A 22931-nucleotide genomic window follows, 5' to 3' on the forward strand; every position below is an offset into this window, starting at 1 on the left:
GCGCAAGGCGAGTAGCCCAGCACAAGCCGTTGTGAGGAGACAGAACGATGACCCGACCCCGATCCCTCGTCGAGGACGTGTGGCCCCTCTCGCCGTTGCAGGAGGGGATGTTGTTCCACGCCTCCTTCGACGACCAGGGCCCGGACGTCTACACCGTGCAGTCGGCAGTGGACGTCAACGGCCCCGTGGACACGGATCGGCTGCGGGCGTCGTGGCAGGCCCTGCTGGGCAGGCACGCCGCGCTGCGGGCCTGCTTCCGGCCCGTCACCGGCGCGCACATGGTGCAGGTCATTCCGCGCGAGGTCGTGCTGCCCTGGACCGAGGCGGACGTCTCCGGCCTCGCCGAGGCCGAGGCCCTCGCCGAGGTCGACCGGCTCGCCGCGCGTGAGCGGGCCGAACGGTTCGACCTCGCGGTCCCGCCGCTGCTCCGGCTCCTGCTCGTCAAGCTGGGCGACCACCGGCACCGCCTTGTCATGACGCTCCATCACATCCTGTTGGACGGCTGGTCGATGCCGGTCCTCCTGGGCGAGCTGCAGGCGACGTACGCGGCGGGCGGCGACACCGCCGCCCTCAAGCGCGTGGCGCCGTACGGCGAGTACGTGGCGTGGCTCTCCCGCCAGGACAAGGAGGCGGCGTCGGCCGCGTGGCGTGCGGAGCTCGCCGGAGTCGACGGACCGACGCTCGTGGCACCGGCCGACCCCGGCCGCACCCCCCTGCTGCCGGAACAGGCCCACACCACCGTCTCCCGGGAACTCACCGACTCCCTCGCCGAGTTGGCGCGCGGCAAGGGCCTGACGCTCAACACCGTGGTGCAGGGCGCGTGGGCGCTGCTCCTGGCGCGGCTCGCGGGACGTACGGACGTCGTGTTCGGCGCGACCGTCGCGGGCCGGCCCGCCGAACTGCCGGGCGTGGAGTCGATGGTCGGCCTGTTCATCAACACGCTTCCGGTGCGGGTGCCGCTGGACGGCGGACAGCCGGTCGCCGAGATGCTGGCGCGGCTCCAGGAACGCCAGTCCGGGCTGCTGCCGCATCAGCACGTGGGGCTCGCCGAGGTCCAGAAGCTCGCGGGGCCCGCGGCCGTGTTCGACACCCTCGTGCTGTACGAGAACTACCCGCTGCCCCCGGCCGGGCCCGCCCCAGGACCCGACACCGTCACCCTCAGCCCCGCGGGCGCCTCGCGCGACGCCTCGCACTACCCGCTCACGCTCGTCGCCGTCCCGGGCGGCGACCGGATGCGCTTCAAACTGGACTACCGCCCCGACCTGTTCGACCGCGCCGCGGCGGAGTCGATCGTCGAGCGGTTCGTACGCGTCCTGGAGAGGATCGCGGCCGACCCGTCCGCCCGCGTCGGCGACATCGACGTACTGGACCGGGCCGAGCGCTCGCGGGTCGTCGAGGGCTGGAACGCCACCGGGCGCCCGGTGCCCGCGGGGTCGGTCGTGGAGGCCTTCGAGGAGTGGGTGGGCCGCTCGCCCGACGCCGTCGCGGTACGGCACGGCGTCGACGCCGTGTCCTACGGGGAGTTGGAGGCGCGGGCCAACCGCCTCGCCCGGCACCTGGTGGGCCTCGGCGTCGGCCGCGAGCGCCGGGTGGGCCTGTGCCTGCCGCGCGGGATCGACATGGTCGTCGCGGAGCTCGCGGTGTGGAAGGCGGGCGGTGCGTTCGTCCCGCTGGACCCGGAGTACCCGGCCGACCGCCTCGGCTACGTGATCGCGGACAGCGCCGCCGAGGTCGTCCTCGGCACCGGCGACGCGCTCACCGACGTGCCCGTCGGCACGGCACGCGTCGTACGCCTCGACGACACGGAGACCGAGCGGGCCGTAGCCGCGCAGTCGCCCGAGCCGCCCGGCGTGACCGTCCTGGCCGACCAACTCGCCTACGTCATCTACACCTCGGGCTCCACGGGCCGCCCCAAGGGCGTGGCCCTCGCCCACCACGGCGTGGTCAACCTCGCGGAGTCGATGCGGCCCGCCCTCGACCTGCGCGCGGGCGTGGTCATGCTCCAGTTCGCCTCCTTCAGCTTCGACGGATCCGTCCTCGACGTGGCGGTCGCCCTGGCCTCCGGAGCCACCCTCGCCATCGCCTCCACCGAGGAGCGCACCGAGCCCGCCGCGCTGACCGGGATGATCCGCGAGGCGGGCGTCGGAGCCGCCAGCGTCGTGCCGTCGGTGCTGCGCGTCCTGGACCCCGAGGACGTGCCCGGCGTACGCAACTGGGTGCTCGGCGGCGAGCTCCTGACCGCCGACCTGGCGAGCCGCTGGACGGCACGGGCACGCGTGTGGAACACCTACGGCCCCACCGAGGCGACCGTCATGGCCACCGTCGGACAGGTGGACGCCGGCATCGGGACGCACGACGACCCGCCGCCGATCGGCCGCCCGCTGGGCAACATGCGCACCTACGTGCTCGACGGCTTCCTGCGGCCGGTGCCGCCCGGCGTGACCGGCGAGCTCTACGTCGCGGGACCCGGCGTGGCACGCGGCTACACCGGACGGCCCGAACTGACCGCGGAACGCTTCGTGGCCTGCCCGTTCGGCGCGGGCGGCCGGATGTACCGCACCGGGGACCTGGCCCGCTGGACGGCCGAAGGACAGCTGGTGTTCGCCGGGCGGGCCGACGAGCAGGTGAAGCTGCGCGGGTTCCGCGTGGAGCCCGGCGAGGTCGAGGCGGTGCTCGCCGGACACGCCGCGGTGGGCCAGGTCGCGGTCGTCGCCCGCGAGGACCTGCCCGGCGACAAGCGGCTCGTCGCCTACGTCGTGCCCGTCACGGACGCCGCCGCCGAGGCCGAGGGCATCGACGGCGCGATCGACCCCGAGGCGCTGCGCGCGTTCGCGGGCGCCCGGCTGCCCGAGTACATGGTGCCCGCCACGGTGGTCGTGCTGGACGCGCTGCCGCTCACGGTCAACGGCAAGCTCGACCGCGCCGCGCTGCCCGCGCCCGACCGCGCCGTACCGGGCGGCAGGGACCCCGAGACGCCCGTCGAGGCGGTCCTGTGCGGTCTCTTCGCCGAGGCGCTCGGCGTCGAACGTGTCGGCGCCGACGACTCCTTCTTCGCCCTCGGCGGCGACTCGATCCTGTCGATGATGCTGGTGTCCGCCGCCCGCCGCGCGGGCCTCGCGATCACCGCGCGCCAGGTCTTCCAGCACCGCACCCCGGCCGCCCTCGCCCTGGTGGCCGTACCGTCCGACACCACGGCGGTCAGCGGCGACCCCGGCACCGGCGAAGTGCCGCTCACCCCCGTCATGCACGAACTGATCGCACGCGTCGGCGCCGACCAGGTCGGCCGGGTCGTCCAGTCCGCCGTGGTCGAGGCCCCGGCCGCCCTGCGCCCCGAGACCCTGGCCGACGCCGTGCGGGCCGTGGTCGACCACCACGACATCCTGCGCGCGCGGCTCGTGACGGAGCCGGAGCCGCGGCTCGTCGTGTCAGGCCCCGGCACCGCACCCGCCGGTTCGTGGGTGCGCCGCGTCGACGCCACCGCGACCTCCCCCGACGAGCTGCCGCGGACGATCGCCGAGCAGACCCGGGCGGCGGTCGAGCGCCTCGATCCGCGGGCCGGCGTCATGCTGCAGGTGGTCTGGCTCGACCAGGGCCCCGACACCGCGGGACGGCTCGTCGTGGTCGTCGACCACCTCGTGATGGACGCCGTGTCGTGGCGGATCCTGCTGCCCGACCTCGAACACGCCTGCGCGGCGCTTGCCGCCGACCGCAAGCCCGAACTCGAGCCCGTGCCCACGTCGTTCCGGCACTGGGCGCGCGCGCTCGCCGAGCAGGCGCACAGCGAGGAACGGACGGCGGAACTCCCCGCATGGACCGCACTGCTCCAGGGCCCCGACCCCCTGCTCACCGCGGTGCCCGCCGATCCGGCACGCGATGTCGCGGCCACCGTGCGGCGGGTCTCGGTGACCCTGCCCGCCGCCGTCACCTCGGCCCTGCTGACCGGCGTGCCCGCCGCGTTCCACGCGGGCGCCGACGACGTGCTCCTGACCGGTCTGGCTGCCGCGGTCGCGCAGTGGCGCGACGGCCAGGACCCGCAGGGCGGCTTCCTGGTGGACGTGGAGGGCCACGGCCGGGTGGAGCTGACCGAGGGCATGGACCTCTCCCGTACCGTCGGCTGGTTCACCGGCACCCACCCGGTGCGGCTCGACGTGGGCGACGCCGACCTGGAGGACCTCCTCTTCGGCGGCCCGGCCGCGGGCGAGGCCGTGAAGCGCGTCAAGGAACAGCTGCGGGCGGTCCCCGGCGACGGCCTCGGCCACGGCCTGCTGCGCCACCTCAACCGCGAGACCGCGCGGGAACTCGCCGCCCTGCCCAGTGCCCGGATCGGCTTCACCTACCTGGGCCGCGTCCCCGGCGCGCCGGCGGACGACGAGCGGGACACCGCGGTCGAGCCCGCCGACGGGCGGCTGCCGGTCACCCACCCCCTGGAGGTCGTCGGCGCCGTCCACGACGTCGCCGGAGGACCGCGGCTCACACTGACCCTGGCCTGCCCCGAACACCTCCTGGACGAGACGGCGGCACGCGGCCTCGTCGAGGCCTGGGCGGCGATGCTCAAGGGCCTCGCCACCCACGTGGAGGAGCCCACCGCGGGCGGCCACACCCCCTCCGACTTCCCGCTGGTCGCGCTCACCCAGAAGCAGGTCGAGAAGCTGGAGGACGCGGCGCCCGGCCTCGCCGACATCTGGCCGCTCTCGCCGCTGCAGGAAGGCCTCCTGTTCCACTCGATGTTCGCGGACGAGGGCCCGGACGTGTACGTGGAGCAGATGATCCTCGGCCTGGAGGGGCCGCTGGACACCGAAGTCCTGCGCGCCTCCTGGCAGTCGGTCCTCGACCGGCACGCCAGCCTGCGGGTGGGCTTCCGGCAGGTGGCCGGGTCCGGGCAGGCCGTCCAGATCGTCATGCCGAAGGTCGTCCTGCCGTGGCGCGAGGAGGACCTCTCGGAGCTGGACGAGGAGGCCGCCTGGGAGGAGTCGGAGCGGATCGGCACGGACGAACGGGCCAAGGGCTTCGACGTGGCCAGGCCGCCGCTGCTGAAGGTGCTTCTGGTCAAGACCGGCCAGGACCGCTACCGGATGATGGTGACGCTCCATCACATCATCCTGGACGGCTGGTCGTTGCCGGTCCTGCGGCGCGAGCTGTGGGCCTGCTACGAAGCCGGGAGCACCGCCGAGGGACTGCCTCCGGTGACCCCGTACCGCGAATACCTCTCCTGGCTGTCGCGCCAGGACAAGGAGGCGGCGCAGGAGGCCTGGCGCGAGGAGATGGCGGGCGCCGATGAGCCGACGCTGGTCGTCCCGGTCACGCCCGGCACGACGGTCAGCCCGGACGGCGAGTCCAAGGAGGTCTTCGCCGTCGCGGGGCCCGCGCTCGACGCGGCGCTCGGCGAGCTGACCCGCACCCACGACGTGACGCTCAACACGGTGGTCCAGGCCGCCTGGGCCATGGTCGTCGGCCAGCTGGCCGGGCGCCAGGACGTCGTGTTCGGCGCGTCCGTGGCGGGCAGGCCCGCGGACCTGCCGGGCATGGAGGACATGCTGGGGCTCTTCATCAACACCGTCCCGGTACGGGTGCGGTTCGAGCCGCCGCAGACCGTCGCGGAGGTCCTCGCGGACGTCCAGGCGCGGCAGTCGGCGCTGATGGACCACCAGTACCTGAGCCTGGGCGACATCCAGCGCGTCGCGGGACCCGGCGCCACCTTCGACTCCCTCATGGCGTTCGAGAGCTTCCCCTCGGGCACGGACGCGCCGGACGCCTCCGGCGGGGGCACGCGCGAGGCCGAACCGGCGGGGCTCCGCTTCACCGAGGCAGTGATGCGGGAGTCCATCAACTACCCGCTCGGCCTCGTGGTGGACCCGCTCGGCGGGCTGCGCATGCGCCTGACCTACCGCGCGGACGTCTTCGAGGAGCGGGCGGCCCGCGCGCTCCTCGACCGGCTGCTGCGGGCCCTGAGGCAGATGGCGGCCGACCCGTCGCTCACCGTCGGCCGGATCGCGCTGACGGGCGACGCCGAGCGGACGCTGGTGACCGAGGACTGGAACGCGGCGGTGGCGGCCGCCCCGCACGCGCTGGTGCCCGAGCTGTTCGCGGGGCGCGCGCGGCGCTCGCCGGACCTGGTGGCGGTGCGGTGCGGTGCGGAGGCTTTGTCGTACGGGGAGTTGGAGGCGCGGGCGAATCGGCTGGCGCGGCATTTGGCGGACCTCGGGGTGGGTCCGGAGTCGCGGGTGGGTCTGTGTCTGCCGCGCGGGATCGACATGGTCCTGGGGGAGTTGGCCGTGTGGAAGGCGGGTGGTGCGTTCGTTCCGCTGGACCCGGAGTACCCGGCCGACCGTCTCGGCTACGTGATCGAGGACAGTGGCGCGGACGTGGTGCTGGGCGTCGGGGAGTCGCTGGCCGGGGTGTCGGTGGGTGCGGCGAGGGTCGTGCTGCTGGATGGCGCGGAGACCGAGGCGGCGTTGGCGGCGCGGTCCGCGGAGCCGTTCGGGGCGCAGGTCCTTGCGGATCAGCTCGCGTACGTGATCTACACGTCGGGTTCGACGGGGCGTCCCAAGGGTGTGGCGGTGGCGCACGGTGGTGTGGCGAACCTGGCGGAGGTGATGCGTCCCGCGCTGGGTGTGGCCGAGGGTGTGGTGGTGCTGCAGTTCGCGTCGTTCAGCTTCGACGCGGCGGTCCTCGACGTGGCGGTGACGCTTGCGGGCGGCGGCACGCTGGCCATCGCCTCGGGTCAGGAGCGGGCCGAGCCGGGCGCGCTGGCGGAGATGATCGAGGCCGCGGGCGTGAGCACCGCGAGCGTGGTGCCCTCGCTCCTGGGCCTCCTGGACCCGGACGCCGTCACCGGCGTGGAGAACTGGGTCCTCGGCGCCGAGCTGATGACCGCCGACCTGGCGAGCCGCTGGACCGAGCAGGCACGCGTGTGGAACACCTACGGCCCCACCGAGGCGACCGTCATGGCCACCGCGGGGCGCGTGGACGAGGACATCCGCCCCGATCACCAACCACCGCCGATCGGGCGCCCGTTGGGCAACGTACGCACGTACGTCCTCGACGGCTTTCTGCAGCCGGTCGGGCCGGGCGTGATCGGTGAGGTGTACATCGCGGGGCCCGGAGTGGCGCGCGGCTACGTCGGCCGTCCCGACCTGACGGCCGAGCGGTTCGTGGCGAGCCCGTTCGCCGGCGGCGGGCGGATGTACCGCACCGGAGACCTGGCCCGCTGGACGGCCGACGGGCAACTCCTGTTCGCCGGACGGGCCGACGACCAGGTCAAGATCCGCGGCTTCCGCGTCGAGCTCGGCGAGGTCGAGGCCGCGCTCACCTCGTATCCAGGGGTCCGCCAGGCCGTGGCGCTCGTACGGGAGGACCGGCCGGGGGAGCGGCGGCTCATCGGCTATGTCGTGCCCGACGCCGAGGAGACGGACGTGGACGTGGAGGCGGTCCGCGAGCACCTGGCGGCCGCCCTGCCCGAGTACATGGTCCCGGTCGCGGTCCTGGCCCTGGAGAAGCTGCCGTTGACGCGCAACGGAAAGGTCAACCGCAGGGCGCTGCCCGCGCCGGACTTCGGGGGACGCGTCTCGGGACGCGAACCGGAGAACGAGACCCAGGCACGGCTCTGCGCGCTGTTCGCGGAGATCCTGGACCTCGAACGGGTGGGCGTCGACGACAACTTCTTCGACCTCGGCGGCGACTCGGGCCTCGCCATGCGCCTGGCCGCGCGGGTCCGCGAGGAGTTCGGCATCGAGCTGAGCATGCGGCGCTTCTTCGGCGCCTCCACGCCCCTCGGTGTGGCCCGGCTGCTCACCTCCAAGGAACTCCCGGAGCTGCGGCCCGTCGACCACCCCGACGACATCCCCCTCACCGCGAGCCAGCGGCGCGTGTGGCTCCAGGAGCGGGAGAACCCCGGCTCCGCGGCCCGGCGCGCCTCGGTCGCGCTGCGCCTCAGCGGCAAGCTGAACCGCGAGGCGCTCCAGGCCGCCCTGGCCGACGTCGCAGCCCGGCACGACATCCTGCGCTCGCTCTTCACGGCCGACGAGGGCGCCGAACCGTGCCAGCGCGTCCAGGACATCGACGAGGTCCGGCCCGCGCTGCCGGTGACACCGGCGACCGAGGAGGACCTGGCGCGGCTGCTGAGCGACCACGCCGGGTACGAGTTCGACCTCGCCCGGGAGACGCCCTGGGCGAGCCGCCTGTTCGCGCTCTCGGAGACCGAGCACGTCCTGCTGATGGTCGTGCACCGGATCGCGACCGACGACGCGTCGCTGGTCGTCCTGGTCCGCGACCTGGCGGCGGCCTACGGCGCGCGCAGGGAGGGCCGGGCGCCCGAACGGGCCCCGCTGCCCCTGCAGTTCGCCGACTACGCGCTCTGGGAGAACGAGATGCTCCGGGACGAGCGGGACCCGGACAGCCTCATCGGCGAGCAGTTCGCCCACTGGAAGAAGGTCCTGGCGGGCGTGGGCGCGGAGCTGACCCTGCCGACCGACAGGCCGCGGCCGCCGGTCGCCTCCCACCGCGCCGACTCGGTGCCGCTGGCCCTCGACAGCGACACGCACGGCAGGCTGAAGGAGGTGGCCGACGGCGAGGGGGCGACGGTCTCCGTCGCCCTGCAGGCCGGGCTCACGCTGCTCCTCTCGGCGCTCGGGGCGGGACCCGACGTCACCCTCGGCACGGTGCTGCCGCTCCGCGACGAGGAAGGCGACCTGGACGGCCTGGTGGGCCCCTTCGCCGACCCGATGGCCCTGCGGACGGACGCCTCGGGCGACCCCACGTTCCGCGAACTCCTGGGCCGGGCACGGGACACGTACCAAAGGGCGGTGCAGAACACCGACGTGCCGTTCGCACGCCTCGTGGAGGCCCTGTCGCTGCCGCCCTCCGCGACACGGCATCCCGTGTTCCAGGTCCAGCTCGAAGTCCAGGGCGACGCCGCCGAGATCTGGGAGTCGCCGTCCCTGCCGGGCCTGAACACCACCCGCCTGCCCGTCGGGACACCGGTGGGCGAACTGGACCTGGCGATCAACCTCACCGAGCGGTACGGGATCGAGAGCCGCCCGAACGGTGTCGAAGGCACCATCCGCTACGCGGTCGAGCTGTTCGACCGGTCCACCGTCACCGCACTCGCGCGGCGGTTCGTCCGCGTCCTGGAGCAGGTCGCGGCCGATCCGGGGCTGCGCCTGAGCCAGGTGGACGTCCTCCTCGACCCGGCCGAGCGCCGTCAGGTGGTCGAGGCCTGGAACGACACGGCGGTGGAGGTGCCGGACCGCACCGTCGTCGACCTCCTCGCCGAACAGGCCGCGCTGCACCCGGACGCGGTGGCCGTCAAGGGCGGGCACGGCCCGCTCACCCACGGCGCGCTGGACGACGCCGCCGGGCGGCTCGCCGAGCGCCTGACCGTACAGGGGATCGGCGCGGAGGACGTGGTCCTCGTGGCGCTGCCGCCCACGTCCGCACTCGTCGTCGCGCTGCTCGGCGTGCTCAGGTCCGGTGCCGCCTGCCTGTTCGCCGACCCCAACCGGCCCATGGAGGACATCGCGTCCTGCATGCGCAGGGCCCGCCCGAAGGCCCTGGTGTGCGACGTGACCATGGCCCCGCTCCTGGCCGACGGCGTCACCGTGCCCATGGTGCTGCTCGAAGGAGTGCGCACGGCAGCGGCGAACGGAGCGGCCGGCGCGCACACCGGCAACGGCTCGCGCGGACGGCTGCCGCTGCCGGGACAGGCGGCGCTCGTGCTCCCCGCCACGGCACCCGGCGAGGCCGACGACTCCCTCGCGGGCGCGGTCGTCGACCACCGGACGCTGCTCGACCAGGCCGCGCACCGGATGCGGGTCGCGCCGACAGGCGGGGCGGTGACCGTCCTCGACGTACGCGCCCCCGTGTCCGCGCTCGTGACCCCGCTGCTCTCCGCCCTGTGCGAAGGCGGCGGCGTCCGGCTCGGAGTGGACCGTGAGGACTCGGCGCGGGACGACGCGCACCTCCTGGTGACCACCCGCGAGTTGCTGTCCACGCTGCCCGAACAGGACGCAGGACAGGAGCAGTTCACCGCGGCCACCGTGGTGGACGACACCGGGGCGACGACGGCGGACGACACCCGGGACTGGCTCGGCCGCAACCCGCGGTCCGCGCTGGTGAGCGTGCACGGCACCGCGGAGACCGCGGGCGCGTGGCTCGACCACAGCACCGCGCCCGGCGAACCCCTCCCCGCCCAGGCCCCCGCGGGACGTCCGGTGTCCAACACCCGCGCCTTCGTCCTGGACGACTTCCTGCGCCCCGTCCCGCCGGGCGGCACCGGCGACCTGTACGTCGCGGGATCCTCGCTGGCGCGGGGGTACGCGGACCGCCCGGGCGGCACCGGCGAACGGTTCGTCGCCTGCCCCTTCGGCGCCGAGGGGGAGCGGATGCTCCGCACCGGCGAACGCGCGAAGCGGACGGCCACGGGCCTGCTCGCCCTGCGCGGCAAGAGCCAGGACGGGACACACGGTGTCGGGGCGGCCCGCCACGCAGACGGCGACCACGGCGACCTGGAGGTCCTGCTGCCGCTGCGCCCGACGGGCACCCGCCCCCCGCTGTTCTGCTTCCACACCGGTACGGGACTGAGCTGGGCCTACGCGGCACTCCTGCGGCACCTGCCGCAGGACCTGCCCGTGCACGGCGTGCAGGCCCGCGGGCTCGCCGAACCCGAGCCCATGCCGCAGAGCGTGGAGGAGATGGCGGCCGACTACGCCGAGCAGATCAGGACCGTCCAGCCCAGCGGTCCCTACCACCTCCTCGGGTGGTCCCTCGGCGGTCTGATCGCCCACGCGGTCGCCACCCACTTCGAGGAGCAGGGCGAACAGGTGCGGCTGCTCGCGGTGATGGACGGCTATCCCGAAGGGTCCGGCGGGGCCGACCTCGGCCGCCGGAACGACCCCGAACAGGACGAGAACTCCGCACGCAGGCAGCGCGGCCGGACGCTGGGCCTGGACGCCGGCCGGGGCATGGACGAAAGCCTCAGGTCGAACATGCAGGCCGTGATCGACAACATCGGCCGTCTCACCCCGCACCACACGCCACGCCGCTTCCACGGCGACCTGCTGCTCTTCACCGCGACCGAGGACCGGCCCGCGGAACTGACCGCCTCAGCCGCACGGGAGAGCTGGCAGCCCTACGTCGAGGGGGACGTCGAGACGCACGAGATCGCCGCGAGCCACTACACCATGCTCCAGCCCGTGCCGTCGTCGGACATCGGAGGCATCCTCGCGGCGAAACTCCGGGCCGACGACGACACCGGAACGAAGTGAATCCCCCGACCCCCTGACGCGGACCACGGATGACGAAGGGACCCCCTGGATGTCGAAGCGACTGAAAACCGCCGCGCACACACGCCGCAATGGCATAGAACCCATGCCCGAACTGGCGAGCATCAGCGCGCAGACGCCGCTCGTACGGGTCGACGCCCAGGGGGCGTTCGCCGGCTGGCACTGGCTCGCCACCGGCTCGGACGAGGTGCGGGCGATCCTCAGCGACGACCACAGGTTCAGCATGATTCCGCCGCCCTCGCAGATGCAGGGCGTCGCGGGGCGCGTCGAGGTCGGCAACCTCCTGCGGTACGACCCGCCCGAGCACACCCGGCTGCGGAAGATGCTGGTCCCCGAGTTCACCGTCCGGCGCATCCGCCGCCTGGAGCCCTTCGTGACGGAGATCGTGGCGGACTGCCTGGACGCGCTGGAACTCGCCGGGCCACCCGCCGACCTCATGCCCACCTTCGCCCTGCCCATCCCCGGCCTGGTCGGCTGCGCCCTGCTCGGCGTGCCCCGCGACGACGCGGCCGACCTGGCACGCCACTTCGTCAACACCTCCTCGGCCTCCACCGACCAGCGCACCGACCCCAGGGAGCGGGAGCGGATGCGGGCCGAGGGAAACGCGTTCGTGACGTACATCAGGAGGCTCGTCCGGCAAAAGCGCCGCGACCTCGGCGACGACCTGCTGGGCATGCTGATCCGCGAGCACGGCTCGGACATCACCGACGAGGAACTGACGGGCATCACCGCGACGCTCCTGGGATCCAGCATCGAGAACGTCGGCGGCATGCTGGCCCTGGCCCCGCTCGCCCTGCTCCAGTACCCCGAGCAGCTCGCCCTCTTCCTGGAGAGGCCGGAGCTGACCGACCAGGCGGTGGAGGAACTGCTCCGCTACGTCACGTCCGTCCCGAACTCCATCCCCCGCTACGCCCTCGAGGACGTGCGCGTGGGCGACCAGGTGATCAGGACGGGCGAGGTGGTGATGTGCTCCCTGCTCGCGGTCAACCGCGCCCAGCTCCCGGGGGTGCCGCAGGACACCCTCGACATCACCCGTGAGAGCAGCGGCCACATGGCCTTCGGGCACGGCATCCACCACTGCCTGGGCGCGTCGCTGTCCAGGCTGGAACTGCGGATCGCCCTTCCGGCCCTGCTGCGCAGGTTCCCGGGACTGCGGCTCGCCGTGCCGCCCGAGCAGCTCCGGTACCGGACCTGGACGCCCAACTACGGACTCGACGTACTGCCGGTGGTCTGGTGACTTCACGCTCTGCCGTACCCGTGTGGGAAAGGAAGACCGTCCATGCCCAAGCCGTTGAAGGACTCCGATCAAGCGCCGCTCGTCGAGACCGTCGTGCCGGGGACCTCGGACCGTGCCTGGATCGCCAACGGCTACGACGAGGTGCGGGCGATCCTCAGTGACGACAGGTTCAGCACCATGCCGCCCGCGAAGACCGCCGAGGCCTCCCGGCGGCTGATCCAGCCCGGCAACCTCCTCCAGTACGACCCGCCCGAGCACACCCGGCTGCGCAGGATGCTGACCGGGGAGTTCACGCTCCGGCGGGTCCGAGCCCTCGAACCGCTCGTCGAGAGCGTGGTGAAGGACCGCCTGGACGCCATGGAAGGCGCCGGCCAACCGGTCGACCTCGTAGGGCACTTCGTCTGGCCGACCGCCAGCCTGTTCGGCTGCGCCCTGCTCGGCATACCGCGCGACGACCAGGCGGAGCTGGTCCGGCAGCTCGACACCAACCGGGTGGACAACCCCGACCGGGAACAGCGGGACATGGCGGGGACCGCGTACCTGGCCTACCTGGACAAGCTCATGCGGCACAAGCGCCGCAACCCCGGCGACGACCTGCTCGGCCGGCTGATCCGCGACCACGGCAGGGGCCTCACGGACCCGGAACTCACCGGAACCGCCGCGACCCTCCTGGCCTCCTTCATCCCGATCACCGGCGGCACCCTGGGCCTCGGCCTCGTCGGGCTCCTGGAGAACCCGGACCAACTGGCCCTGCTCATCGAATGCCCCGAGCTGATCGACCAGGCGGTGGAGGAAGCGATCCGCAGCGTGACGATCATCCCGCACGCCTCGCCCCGTACCGCCACACAGGACGTGACCATCGGGGACCAGGTGATCAAGTCCGGTGAGTTCGTGGCGTGTTCGCTCCTCGAGGCCAACGGGACCCGGCCGCCGGGAGAACCGCAGGACGCCTTCGACATCACCCGCGACAACAGCCACCACATGGCCTTCGGACACGGCCTCCACTACTGCATGGGCGCCTCGCTGGCCCGCATGGAGCTGCGGATCGCCATCTCGCGGCTGCTGCAGCGCTTCCCCAAGGTGCGCCTCGCGGTACCGCGCGACGAACTCCGCTTCACGGCACGGTCCGTGGAGTCGCTCCCGGTGGTCTGGTAGGGGAGGGGCGACATGCCGAACGAACCGGCGGCCGTTCCCCTGCACACCCGCCGTACGCGCTTCGACCCGGCCGACGAGCTGCGCGGCCTCGCGGCCGACGGCCCCGTCAGCAGGGTCCGCCTTGCGCCCGGCGCCGGGGACCGGCCCCTGTGGCTGGTCACCGGCTACGACGAGGTGCGCCAAGTCCTCGGCGACCACGTCCACTTCTCCACCAGCCGCTTCGGCGCGCGGGCACCGGCGGGCGGGAACCAGGCCCAGCGACCCGACGAAGGCATCGGGCTGCTCATGGACTACGACCCGCCCGAGCACACCCGGCTGCGCAAGATGCTCACGCCCGAGTTCACGGTCCGGCGGATGCGCAGACTCCAACCCGGGATCGAGGCCATCGTCGGGGAACGCCTCGACGCCGTGGAGCGCGCAGGACAGCCGGCCGACCTCGTCGAGCTGTTCGCGTCCGGCGTCCCCGGGCCCGTGCTGTGCGAGCTGATCGGGGTGCCGCGCGACGACCGCGAGGACTTCCTGCGCCGCTGCCACGCCCATCTGGAGACCGGCAGGGAACGGGGCGAACGGGCAGCCGCGGGAACGGCGTTCACCCGCTACCTCGCCGCCCTGGTGGCCCGCCAGCGCAAGAACCCCGACGAGGGCTTCCTCGGCATGCTGGTCCGCGACCACGGCGACGAGTTCACCGACAAGGAGCTGCGGGGCATCTGCGTCCTGCTGATGCTCGCGGGCCTCGACAACATCTCCGGGATGCTGGGCCTCGGTGTCCTGGCGCTCCTGGAGAACCCCGAGCAGCTCGCGGTCGTCCGTGCCGATCCCGTGGCGCTCGACCGGGCCGTCGAGGAACTGCTCCGCTATCTGTCCGTGCCGCACGCGCCCACGCCCCGCACCGCGCTGGAGGACATGACGCTGGGCGGCAAGCGGATCAGAGCGGGGGACACCCTCGTCTGCTCGATCCCGATGGCCAACCGCGACCCGGCGCTGATCGACGACCCCGACCGGCTCGACGTCACCCGGGAGCCGGTGCCCCACGCCGCGTTCGGCCATGGGATCCACCACTGCCTGGGCGCGGCGCTGGCCCGGATGGAACTGCGCATCGCCTACGGGCAGTTGCTCGACCGCTTCCCCGGCCTGCGCCTCGCGATACCCGCCGCGGACGTGGAGTTCCGTGACCGGTCGACCGCGTACGGGGTGGAGCGGCTGCCGGTGGTCTGGTGAGCGAGAGAGGAGAAGGGGATGGAGATACGGGTGGACCGTGACCGCTGCGCGGGATCCGGTCTGTGCGCGAGCGTCGTGCCCGCCGTCTTCGACCAGTCGGAGGAGGACGGCAAGGTGCTGGTCAAGGAGGTGCTGCCGGGCGCCGGTTCGGCCGCCGCGGTACGGGGCGCGGCCGCCAGGTGTCCGACCGGCGCGATCACCCTGCTGGTCCGGGACGCGGAGGACGAGCGGCTGAAGCAGGCGAACTAGAGGGGTCCCACACCCGGGGGACGGTGACGGCCACGCGCGGACGGCACGTGGCCGTCCGGCATGCCCGGTCGCGAATCCGCTGGTGACGCGGGGTCTGTGCGGACGCCGGGCTTTGTGTCCGCCGTGTGACCGCCCGCCGCGTAGAAGTTGGATCCATGTTCTTCACATACAAGCGAGCGACCGCGCACAAGCGGGTCGCACCCAAGCGAGTCATCGCTCCCGCTCTCCTGGCCGCCTCCGTCCTCGTCACGGGGGCCGCCCTGACGGGCTGCTCGGGTGATTCCTCCGCCGCGTCCAAGGACGACGACGCCTCGCCGACGAGCGCCGCCGACCGTGCCCTCGCCTACTCGAAATGCATGCGGAGCAACGGAGTCCCCGACTACCCCGATCCGGAGGAGCAGGCCGGCGGTGGCGTCAAGCTGGTGCCGGGCGAGGACGGCACCGACCCGAACTCCGACGCGTTCAAGAAGGCCGAGGAGGCCTGCAAGGACAAGGCGCCGCAGGGCCTCGGCGGTGCCGGGGGCGGCGAGGACATCGACTCGGCCAAGGTCGCGGCCTGGGCCAAGTGCCTGCGCAAGAACGGCGTACCGAAGTTCCCCGACCCCGAGATCAACGGCTCCACGATGAACATCGACCTCATCGGCGCGGGCGTCAACCCGCAGGACCCCTCGTTCAACGAGGCCATGCAGACCTGCCAGAGCAAGTACCCGGGTGGCGGCGTCCAGTTCGGGCCCGCCGGAGGTGGCGGACAGTGACTGCGGACGAGACCGACGGGCTGACCCTGTCCAGCGAGCCCTCCGGGGCCCTTGAGCGCCGTACGTCGGGCCGTGTGTCGACGAAGACGGCAGGTGCCCTCGACACGGCGGTCGAGGAGGAGACGGCGCCCGGCGCGCCCGCGACGGCGGTCGAGGAGAAGGCCGTGGCCGAGAAGCCGTCCGGCGACACGGCACAGGCACCGTCCCGCCGCAAGCGCCGCCCGCTGCGCACCTCGCTGATCGTGCTCGCCGCGACGGCCGTCGCCGCGGCGGCGGGGATCGCCGCCACCGGCGCCCTCGGCGGCGACGGCAACGACTCCGGGGGCTCCGCGCCCTCCGGGCCGCCCGCGACCGCGAAGGTCGAACGGACCACGCTGACCGACAGCGAGACCGTCGAAGGCAGCCTCGGGTACGGCGACGCGTCGACCGTGCAGGCCCCGGCCGCGTCGGGCAACACCGGAACCGACCGCTCCGGACAGGGCGGCGGCTCGGGCGGCGACAGCGGCGGCACCGTCACCTGGCTGCCCGAGGACGGCTCCGTGCTCAAGCGCGGCGACACCGTCTACCGCGTCGACCAGAAGAAGGTCCCGCTCCTGTACGGCTCCTTCCCGCTGTACCGCACCCTGAAGTCGGGCAGCGAAGGCGCCGACGTCGAGATGCTGGAGAAGAACCTCAGCGCCCTCGGGTACGACGGCTTCACGGTCGACGACGCGTACGACGCGGCGACCGCCGCCGCGGTGAAGGAGTGGCAGGACGACCTGAACCGCGAGGAGACCGGCACCGTGGCGCCCGGCGATGCCGTGGTGGCCGACGGGGCGCGGCGCGTCGCGGACGTGAAGGCCGCGCCCGGCGCCGCCCTCAGCGGGAGCCTGCTGTCCTGGACGGGCACCGAGCGGATCATCGGCGTCGACCTGGACGTGCAGTACGAGGACCTGGTGGAGAAGGGCACCAAGGCCACGGTCACGCTTCCCGACGACAAGACGGTCCAGGCCGAGGTCACGGACATCGGCACGCCCTCGACCTCCAAGGGCGACCCGGCATCGGACGGCTCCGAGGAGTCGGGATCCGGCGACTCCGGCAACGAAGACCCCACCCTCCCCGTCGAGTTGACGGTGAAGGACCAGAAGGGGCTCGGCCGCTACCAGGCCGCCGCGGTCGACGTCACCCTGAAGGCCGAGACCCGCAAGGACGTGCTCGTCGTGCCCGTCAACGCCCTGGTGGCGCGCGAGGGCGGCGGCTACGCCCTGGAGGTCGTCACGGCGAACGGCACCGAGCGCCGCCCCGTCGAGCTCGGCATGTTCGCCGACGGCAGGGTCGAGGTCTCCGGGTCCGGCATCAAGGAAGGAACTGTCGTGGGGGTCCCCAAGTGACCTCGCAGACCATGGAGTTGACGGCACCGGCGCGCCCCGTGGTCGAACTGACCGGGGTGTCCAAGACCTACGGGGACGTCGCCGCGCTGCGCGGCGCGGACCTGGTCATCCGGCGCGGTGAACTCCTCGCCATCGTCGGCCCCTCGGGCTCGGGCAAGTCCACGATGCTCAACATCATGGGCACCCTGGACCGCCCCACGGCCGGCATGGTGCGCATCGACGGCCACGACGTGGCCGAGCTGAGCGACCGTGAACTGTCCGCGCTGCGGGCCGGCACCATCGGGTTCGTCTTCCAGCAGTTCCATCTGGCCTCCGGCGTACCGGCGTTGGACAGCGTGGCGGACGGGCTGCTGTACAGCGGCAGGCCGCGCGGCGTGCGCCGCCGCCTCGCCGAACAGGCGCTGCGCAGGGTCGGCCTCGGCCACCGCCTCTACCACCAGCCCCACCAGCTCTCCGGCGGCGAGAAGCAGCGCGTGGCCATCGCGCGGGCCGTGCTCGGCGACCCCCCGCTGCTCCTCGCGGACGAACCCACCGGGGCACTCGACTCGCGCTCCGGCGCGATCGTGATCGAGCTGCTCCAGGAACTGCACGAGGCGGGCACGACGGTCGTCGTCATCACCCACGACCGGGACATCGCCGCGACGCTGCCCCGCGAGGTGCGCGTCAAGGACGGCCACATCGAGCACGACTCCGGCAGCCCCGACGACGGCGCCCCCCGACTCCTGGTGGCAGAGGAGGCCGTGCGATGAGCGCGACGAACACGATCAGGGAGCTGGAGCGGCCGGCGAACACCGAGCCGCCGAGGCGGCCGAAACCCGCCCGGATGAACCCGGCGGACGTGCTGCGGGTCGGCGGATCCGGGCTGCGCTCGCGCCCGATGCGGGTGTTCCTCTCGGCGCTCGGCATCGCCATCGGCATCGCCGCCATGGTCGGCGTGGTCGGCATCTCCACGTCCTCCACCGAGGACCTCAACCGCAGGCTCCAGGCCCTCGGGACGAACCTCCTGACCGTCACCCCCGGGCAGTCCTTCACCGGCGGCGCCGCCCATCTGCCCGCGGAGTCGGTCGAGATGATCGGCAACATGGACGACGTGGAGTCGGTCTCCGCCGTCGGCAAGACCGACGCCAAGGTCTACCGCAACGACCGCACGCCCAAGCAGGAGACCGGCAGCCTCAACGTCGCCGCCGCCCGGACCGACCTGCCGAAGTCCGTCGGCGCCGAGATCGTCGACGGCCGCTGGCTCAACGCCGCCAACAGCCGCTACCCGACCACCGTCCTCGGCCCCAAGGCCGCCGAACATCTCGGCGTGCACGAGGCGGGACCGGACGTGAAGGTGTGGCTCGGCGGCCGCTGGTACACCGTCATCGGCCTGCTCGCGCCCAATGAGCTCGTGCCCTCGATGGACTCGACGGCGCTGGTCGGCTGGGACGTCGCGGAGCAGGAACTGGGCTTCGACGGCTACCCCACCACCATCTACACGCGCGCCGAGGAAGCGCACGTCAACGACGTGCAGAGCGTGCTCGGAGCCACCACCAACCCGGAGACCCCGAGCGAGACCACGGTCTCCCGGCCCTCCGACGCGCTGGCCGCGAAGGAAGCCACCGACGACGCCCTCAGCGGACTGCTGCTCGGCCTCGGCGGGGTGGCCTTGCTCGTGGGCGGCGTCGGCGTGGCCAACACGATGGTCATCTCCGTACTGGAACGCCGCTCCGAGATAGGTCTGCGCCGCTCCCAGGGCGCGACCCGAGGCCAGATCCGCACCCAGTTCCTCGCCGAGGCCCTGCTCCTGTCCGCCCTCGGCGGGCTCGGCGGCGTCATCCTCGGCATCGCGGTCACCGGCGGCTACGCCTCCTACCAGGGCTGGCCGTCCGTGGTCCCGGTCTGGGCGATGGCGGGGGGCGTGGGCGCCACGCTGATCATCGGCGGCCTCGCGGGGTTCTATCCGGCGGTACGAGCGGCCAGGCTGCCTCCGACGGAGGCGCTGGCGACGACGTGAGGACTTGTCCGAGGAGCTGCTGCTCCGAGGACCTGTGAACCTGAGGAGTTGCTGCTCTGAGGAGCTGCGGACCTGAGGACCTGTGAACCTGAGGGGCTGCCGCTCTGAGGACCTGTGAACCTGAGGAGCTGCGAACCTGAGGGGCTGCTGCTCTGAGGACCTGCTGACCAGATGACCCGAGGCCCACCACCCCGGGCCTCCGAGACCGCGGTGCTTCCGCTGGAATCGTCCCCCGTGCCACGGGGGCACCGCGCCCGTCCGCGCCGCACCCGGGCCGACCCCGGGTCGCGACGCGGGCGGGACCTCGCACGTCCGGCCCCACGCCGCCCCGCCCCGCCTGACGGCTCAGGCAGACGTCAGGCCCGCCACGCGCGCCAGCCTCCGGAAGGAGTCCAGCAGGCCCGCGCGGTCGTACGTACTCGTCGTGACCAGGACCTCCTGCGCGCCGCTCTCCTTGATCACCCGCTCCAGCTCGTCGGCGACCTGCTCCTCGGTGCCTGCCACATGGCCGCGCAGCCCCGACGCGTAGAAACCGCGCTCCTTCTCCGTCATCGTCAGGGACTCCACGCGCTCGGCAGGCAGGAGCGGCGGGAACGTGCCGTGCGTGCGGGAGTACGCCATCGACCAGGCCTCCGGGAGCAGCAGCCGGCGGGCGGCCTCCTCGCTCTCGGCCACGGCGACGGTGCCCGCGATCACGACGTACGGCTCGGCCAGCCAGGGCGAGGGCCGGAATCCGGCGCGGTAGCGCTCGATGCCGTCCAGCATCTTCTCGCGGCCCCTGATGTCGCCGATGACCAGTGGGAGCCCCGCGTCGGCGGCGATCGTGGCGCCCTCTCCCACGGCCAGGACGTACGGCGGGACGGTCAGTCCCTCGGCGGGGCGGGCCCGCACCCCCGTCCCGGACGTGCCACGGAACCAGTCGAGCAGCTCGCCGAGCCGCGCCGCGAAGTCGTCGGCGTCGTGCTTGTCGCGCCCCAGCGCCTTGCGCACCCCGTCCGTGAACCCCACGGAACGGCCCAGCCCCATGTCGATCCGGCCGGGAAAGAGCGACTCCAGGACCCCGAACTGCTCGGCCACGACCAGGGATTGATGGTTCGGCAGCATCACGCCGCCGGTGCCGACCCGGATGGTGCGGGTCGCCGCGGCGACGGCCGCCGCGAGCACGGTGGGCGCCGACCCCGCGACCCCCGGCACACCGTGGTGTTCGGACACCCAGAAGCGGTGGTATCCGAGAGCCTCCAGATCCTGCGCCAGACGCACGGTGTCGCGCAGCGCCTCGGGCCCGTCATGCCCCTCACGGGTACGGGAGCGGTCGAGTACGGAGAACCGGGTTGCTTCGATCACTGAGCTCACACAGGGTTCAACACCTCGGGACCGCCAGGATTCCCGGTGCCCCTCGCGAGCCGTGCCGTGGCGCTTCTACGCTGGTGACGTGAGCGACGACAACAGACCACTGGCCGTGTTCGACCTGGACGGCACCCTCGCGGACACCGCGCACCGGCAGCGGTTCCTGGAGAGCAGCCCCCGGGACTGGGACGCCTTCTTCGCGGCGGCACCCCAGGACCCGCCGCTCGCGCGCGGCGTCGCGCTGGCCCTGGAGAGCGCCGAGGAGTGCGAGGTCGTCTATCTCACCGGCCGTCCCGAGCGCTGCAGGGCGGACACGGTGGACTGGCTGGCGCGCCAGGGACTGCCGAGCGGACGCGTCTGGATGCGCCGCAACGACGACCGGCGCCCCGCCCGCCGCACCAAGCTGGAGATCCTGCGCGACCTCGCCCGCAAGCGGCAGATCCGCATGCTGGTGGACGACGACGAGCTGGTGTGCGCGGACGCGGAGCGCGCGGGGTTCAGGGTGGTGCGGGCCCGGTGGGCGGACACGTCACAGGACCTGAGGGACGCCCAGGAGCGGGAGGGCCGCACCTGAGGCCGCGGGAAGTCCTGTCTACGCCTCGTCCCCGTCCTCCAGGCGGAACCCCACCTTCAGGCCCACCTGGTAGTGCTGGATCTCGCCGTTCTCGATGTGCCCCCGCACCTGTGTGACCTCGAACCAGTCCAGGGAGCGCAGCGTCTGCGAGGCGCGGGCGATGCCGTTGCGGATCGCCTGGTCCACGCCTTCGTGCGAGGTTCCGACGATCTCGGTGACGCGATAGGTGTGGTTCGACATGAGGGAGTTCCTCCCGGCGGGGGACGTCGTGTGGTGCCGTCACTCCACCGTGCCCCAGCCCGCGCGGACGCGCGAGGTGGCACGCGCCCCTTGACCGGCCCTTTGGTACATACCAAAATCCAGCCAGTACCCGTTCGAGCCACGTGCTCACCCCCCGCGTCGGGCTGCACCTCCCTGTCCTCAGGCAGAAAGTGACCCACGTGAAGCCGCACAGACGCGCCGCCGTGTCCCTGGCGCTGGCCCTCTCCTCCACCGTTCTGATCTCCGGGTGCGGCCTGCTGCCCGGCGGCGACGAGACCAGGACCGTGACGGTCTGGCTGATGCGGGGCAGCGCGTCCCCCGAGTTCGTCGAGCGCTTCACCGAGGACTTCGAGAAGGAGCACGACGGCATCGACCTGGACATCCGGATCCAGGAGTGGACCGGCATCGGCACCAAGGTGAAGAAGGCGCTCAAGGAAGAGGGCGGCGACGGGCCCGACGTCATCGAGGTGGGCAACACCCAGGTCGCGCAGTACGTCGACGAGGGCGGCCTGTACGACCTCACGCTGGAGTCGGCCCGCGACCTCGGCATGGACGACTGGCTGCCGGGCCTCGCCGAGCCGGGGCGCTACCGCGGCGCGCAGTACGGCATTCCCTGGTACGCCGCCAACCGCGTCGTCATCTACAACAAGGACCTGTTCGAGGAGGCGGGCATCAAGAGTCCGCCGCGTACCCGCGAGGAGTGGATCGCGGACACGGAGAAGCTCAACTCCGCCGGGAACCAGGGCATCTACCTCGCGGGGCAGGACTGGTACACGCTGGCCGGATTCATCTGGGACGAGGGCGGTGACCTCGCCGAGGAGACCAAGGAGTCCTCCGGCGACTGGCGCGGCACCCTGCACACGCCGGCGGCGCTGCGCGGCATGGAGTTCTACCGGCAGCTGCAGGCGCTCGGGAACGGCCCGCGCGACGCCGACGAGGAACACCCGGCGCAGGCCGGGGTGTTCGCACGCGGCGACGTCGCCCAGATCGTCGCGGTGCCGGGGGCGGCGCGGGCCATCGAGGAGAAGAACCCCGAACTGAAGGGCAGGCTCGGCTACTTCCCGATCCCCGGCAAGACGGCGGGCAAGCCGGGCGCGGTGTTCACCGGCGGCTCCGACCTCGTCGTGCCCGACCGCAGCGACGACCACAAGGGCGCGGTCGAGGTGATCGAGGCGCTGGCGGGCAAGAAGTGGCAGACGGATCTGGCGCGGACCATGAACTACGTCCCGAACAAGGCGAAGCTGGCCCCCGCGGTGGCCGGGGAGGAGGGCGCGGCGGCGATGGCGGTCGGCGCGGCGAACGGCCGGGCGACGCCCAACTCCCCCCGCTGGGCGGCCGTCGAGGCGGACAACCCGATCAAGGGCTATATGACCAAGGTCCTGACCGGCGGTGATCCGGCGGCCGAGGCCCGCAAGGCCTCGGCCAGGATCACCAGGGAGCTGGGCCTCGGCGGGGTCTGACGGCAGCTGGCGGGATCTGAGGGCGACTGA

At 72.9% G+C, this 22931-nt stretch carries 13 protein-coding genes; 11 read left to right on the forward strand and 2 right to left on the reverse strand.

The features are described from left to right. Nucleotides 1–47: 47 nt before the first annotated feature. The 9 genes from ACZ4D5_RS39990 to ACZ4D5_RS40030 all read left to right on the forward strand — a co-directional run bounded on the left by ACZ4D5_RS39990 (nt 48) and on the right by ACZ4D5_RS40030 (nt 19259). Nucleotides 48–11261, forward strand: a complete 11214-nt coding sequence (locus tag ACZ4D5_RS39990; RefSeq protein WP_467777415.1) for an amino acid adenylation domain-containing protein — start codon at nt 48–50, stop codon at nt 11259–11261. Nucleotides 11262–11364: 103 nt separating this feature from the next. Next, complete coding sequence (locus ACZ4D5_RS39995) at nt 11365–12516, forward strand: cytochrome P450 (protein ID WP_467777416.1); 1152 nt, start codon at nt 11365–11367, stop codon at nt 12514–12516. Between the two features lie 42 nt (nt 12517–12558). Beyond that, on the forward strand, nt 12559–13671 hold the full coding sequence (locus ACZ4D5_RS40000; protein ID WP_467777417.1) for a cytochrome P450: 1113 nt from the start codon (nt 12559–12561) through the stop codon (nt 13669–13671). Nucleotides 13672–13683: 12 nt separating this feature from the next. Continuing rightward, nucleotides 13684–14889 carry a cytochrome P450 gene (locus ACZ4D5_RS40005; RefSeq protein WP_467777418.1) on the forward strand — a complete coding sequence of 402 codons (1206 nt, stop codon included), beginning with the start codon at nt 13684–13686 and terminating at the stop codon, nt 14887–14889. A gap of 18 nt (nt 14890–14907) precedes the next feature. Beyond that, nucleotides 14908–15138, forward strand: coding sequence for a ferredoxin (locus ACZ4D5_RS40010; protein ID WP_467777419.1), 231 nt, complete (start codon nt 14908–14910; stop codon nt 15136–15138). A gap of 155 nt (nt 15139–15293) precedes the next feature. Then, a complete protein-coding gene (locus tag ACZ4D5_RS40015) occupies nt 15294–15893 on the forward strand; it encodes a hypothetical protein (RefSeq protein WP_467777420.1) in 600 nt (199 codons plus the stop codon). Continuing rightward, the gene (locus tag ACZ4D5_RS40020) at nt 15890–17263 is read left to right on the forward strand and encodes a peptidoglycan-binding protein (protein ID WP_467777421.1); all 1374 of its coding nucleotides are present in this window, start codon (nt 15890–15892) and stop codon (nt 17261–17263) included. The genes ACZ4D5_RS40015 and ACZ4D5_RS40020 overlap by 4 nt, the downstream gene beginning before the upstream one ends. 11 nt (nt 17264–17274) lie before the next feature. Next, nucleotides 17275–18012: an ABC transporter ATP-binding protein gene (locus ACZ4D5_RS40025; protein ID WP_467777507.1), complete on the forward strand. Its 738-nt coding sequence runs from the start codon at nt 17275–17277 to the stop codon at nt 18010–18012. After that, nucleotides 18009–19259 carry an ABC transporter permease gene (locus ACZ4D5_RS40030; RefSeq protein WP_467777422.1) on the forward strand — a complete coding sequence of 417 codons (1251 nt, stop codon included), beginning with the start codon at nt 18009–18011 and terminating at the stop codon, nt 19257–19259. Before ACZ4D5_RS40025 ends, ACZ4D5_RS40030 begins: the two co-directional genes overlap by 4 nt. A 345-nt stretch (nt 19260–19604) precedes the next feature. On the opposite strand, the gene ACZ4D5_RS40035 is transcribed toward ACZ4D5_RS40030, so the two are convergent. Beyond that, a complete protein-coding gene (locus ACZ4D5_RS40035; protein ID WP_467777423.1) occupies nt 19605–20612 on the reverse strand; it encodes an LLM class flavin-dependent oxidoreductase in 1008 nt (335 codons plus the stop codon). A 79-nt stretch (nt 20613–20691) separates the two neighbouring features. Between ACZ4D5_RS40035 and ACZ4D5_RS40040 the strand changes: the two genes are divergently transcribed. After that, nucleotides 20692–21180, forward strand: a complete 489-nt coding sequence (locus ACZ4D5_RS40040; RefSeq protein WP_467777424.1) for a phosphatase domain-containing protein — start codon at nt 20692–20694, stop codon at nt 21178–21180. A gap of 18 nt (nt 21181–21198) precedes the next feature. On the opposite strand, the gene ACZ4D5_RS40045 is transcribed toward ACZ4D5_RS40040, so the two are convergent. Then, nucleotides 21199–21420 carry a dodecin gene (locus ACZ4D5_RS40045; RefSeq protein WP_467777425.1) on the reverse strand — a complete coding sequence of 74 codons (222 nt, stop codon included), beginning with the start codon at nt 21418–21420 and terminating at the stop codon, nt 21199–21201. A 200-nt stretch (nt 21421–21620) separates the two neighbouring features. Between ACZ4D5_RS40045 and ACZ4D5_RS40050 the strand changes: the two genes are divergently transcribed. Then, nucleotides 21621–22901: an extracellular solute-binding protein gene (locus tag ACZ4D5_RS40050; RefSeq protein WP_467777426.1), complete on the forward strand. Its 1281-nt coding sequence runs from the start codon at nt 21621–21623 to the stop codon at nt 22899–22901. The last annotated feature ends 30 nt before the right edge of the window (nt 22902–22931 follow it).

This window comes from Streptomyces sp. NPDC025651, assembly GCF_055558735.1.

Coding starts and splice junctions, on each gene's coding strand:
- ACZ4D5_RS39990 (WP_467777415.1), top strand. CDS start 48: ATGACCCGACCCCGATCCCTCGTCGAGGACGTGTGGCCCCTCTCGCCG.
- ACZ4D5_RS39995 (WP_467777416.1), top strand. CDS start 11,365: ATGCCCGAACTGGCGAGCATCAGCGCGCAGACGCCGCTCGTACGGGTC.
- ACZ4D5_RS40000 (WP_467777417.1), top strand. CDS start 12,559: ATGCCCAAGCCGTTGAAGGACTCCGATCAAGCGCCGCTCGTCGAGACC.
- ACZ4D5_RS40005 (WP_467777418.1), top strand. CDS start 13,684: ATGCCGAACGAACCGGCGGCCGTTCCCCTGCACACCCGCCGTACGCGC.
- ACZ4D5_RS40010 (WP_467777419.1), top strand. CDS start 14,908: ATGGAGATACGGGTGGACCGTGACCGCTGCGCGGGATCCGGTCTGTGC.
- ACZ4D5_RS40015 (WP_467777420.1), top strand. CDS start 15,294: ATGTTCTTCACATACAAGCGAGCGACCGCGCACAAGCGGGTCGCACCC.
- ACZ4D5_RS40025 (WP_467777507.1), top strand. CDS start 17,275: ATGGAGTTGACGGCACCGGCGCGCCCCGTGGTCGAACTGACCGGGGTG.
- ACZ4D5_RS40030 (WP_467777422.1), top strand. CDS start 18,009: ATGAGCGCGACGAACACGATCAGGGAGCTGGAGCGGCCGGCGAACACC.
- ACZ4D5_RS40045 (WP_467777425.1), bottom strand. CDS start 21,420: ATGTCGAACCACACCTATCGCGTCACCGAGATCGTCGGAACCTCGCAC.